Source organism: Nonomuraea sp. NPDC005730 (assembly GCF_040630865.1).
Classification (GTDB): domain Bacteria; phylum Actinomycetota; class Actinomycetes; order Streptosporangiales; family Streptosporangiaceae; genus Nonomuraea.
In genome coordinates, this window is sequence record NZ_JBEXYK010000139.1 from 1 (window position 1) to 2,066 (window position 2,066).

The 2,066-nt window shown below is 66.9% G+C and carries 1 protein-coding gene; it reads right to left on the bottom strand.

The window, feature by feature from the left end:
* The coding region (locus tag ABZ444_RS51365; protein ID WP_358012699.1) for a hypothetical protein at window positions 1–1,940 on the bottom strand (1,940 nt) is incomplete at its 3' end.
* Window positions 1,941–2,066: the final 126 nt, after the last annotated feature.

Below are 2,066 nucleotides of genomic sequence, written 5' to 3' on the forward strand. Positions count from 1 at the left end.
GCAGGGCGTTCGACGGAGGTTGCAGCGGGGCTGAAGGCGGTGTCGGTGCTCCAGCTGGTGCCGTCGAAGCTGGACCAGTAGAGCTTGGTGTTGCGATTGGTGTAGCTGCCGCGGTGGACGACATACAGCTTGGCGCCGGTGCCGTCGTTGAAGACCGTCAGGGATGGTGAGACGGCACTGTTGTGGGTGCCCAAGGGGGCGGGGCTGTTCCAGCTGCCGCCGCCCACGGTGTTGAAGCGCGCCCAGTAGAGCCTTTCGTCGGAGTCCGGGCCGCGGAAGACGCAGTACAGCTTGTTCTGGAACACGGCGAGTGCCGGACCGTCCGCGCTCCTCTGGCTCCAGCCGTTGCCGTGGTACCAGCCGTTGCCGTTGTAGTACACCGTATGCAGATGGCCGTTGCCCTGGCCACGGTAGACGCAGTACAGGTTGTTCCCGAGAACCGCCAGCGCCGGCGCGGAGGGGCTGGCGTGGCCGCCGATCGGCGTGTCACCGCTCCAGCTGGTGCCGTCGAAGGTCGACCAGTACAGCTGCTCGTTGTCGTTACTGCCACGGTGGACGCAGTACAGCTTGTTGTCGTAGGCGGCCAGTGCGGGCGCGGCGTTGCTGAGGGGGCCGGGGAAGAGGGTGTCGGCGCTCCAGTTGGTGCCGTCGTAGTGGCACCACCACATTTGCTGGAAGTCGCCGCTGGTGTGCGCGCAGTACAGCTTGTTGTCGAAGACAGCCAGCGCGGCGCCCGTGCGAGCGGTAGCGGTGGGCAGCAGCGCGCTCTGGCTCCAGGTGCCGGCGTTGGAGGAGGTGGTCAGGCGCAGCCGTTCCTCGTCAGGCAGGGTGAGGCGGAGGTGGAGATCGAAACGGCCGATGCCGTTGAAGCCCCAGTGGTCGGTGGCGCCCGGGCGGTTGGCCAGCGCGGCGAGCGCGGGCCGGCTGAAGACGATGGTGCGACTCTGCACCAGGTCGTCGTCGTTGCGGAACCACTCGATCAGCGCTTGGACGAGCGCGGTGATGACAGTGAGGTAATCCCCGATGTCCGCTCCGCCGCCCTCCCAGTACCAGGCGGGATTGTCCTTGAACTGGTAGGCGATCTGCTGCAGCTTGTCGCCGATCTTCTTCAGGTCTTCGACGAGCTTGTTGTGCCAGGAGGAGGGGCTGTCGTCGGCTTCCCAGCACTGGATGTGGATGGGCAGGCTGTTGCCGACCCGGCCGTTGAACAGGGTGGTGCCCGCGTCGAACACGCGCACCGAACCGGTCTGGATGTCGCCGTACTCCCGCGTCTTGTTCCACTTGTTCCTGGCGGTCTCGTTGGCTGAGGCGTAGGCCCAGTAGATCTCGTCTTGAGGGCCGAACACTGTGTCTCCGGTACTGCGCCGGCATTCGAACCGTTGCAGGTCCAGTCTCAGGTCTATCGGCGGGGGCGAGACCGGGGTCGCGGTGTCAGAACGGGAGCTGCCGACGACGGTGACGCCGTAGCCGTAGTCGGCCATGGCCTGGAGGAAGTCCTCGCTGTCGAGGGGCTCGTCGTCGGCGAGGGCGTCGATGTTCACGAAGTTCACGTTGGGCAGGGCGCGGAGTTCCTCGCCCAGGGCGGCGATGTCCTTGGCCAGGTCGTCTTGTGTGTAGCCCTCGGTGAGGGGGCGATCGGCCACGGTGGCGGAGAGTATCTGGCGGGTGGCAGCCGTGTTCTCCTCGGTGAAGGTGCGGCCGAACGCGCGGACCTCCTCGTCGTCGTCCGCCAGTGGCCGGAGCATGTCGACGAGTTCTTGTTCGAGCTCGGTCAGCTCCAGCCCGGCCTCCAGGCGCGCGGCGCCGCGCAGCATCACCCCGACCAGCAAGAAGGCGGCCGGGGAGGGCGTTGCCCGGTGGGCGCGGCGTTCGGTGGCCGGGCGGCCCTGCAGGATGGCCCGTACGCGGTCCAGTCGCTCCGCGCGCGTGGGATATGGCATGCGCTACCTCCATCACGGCCGGTCCCGCACAGACCGGACCGACATTGACGTTACGTGCCACAAAGGGTTGATTACACCCCTTGGGTAGGCTTTGACGGGAATTGTCCGCAACCGGCCAACGGGGTG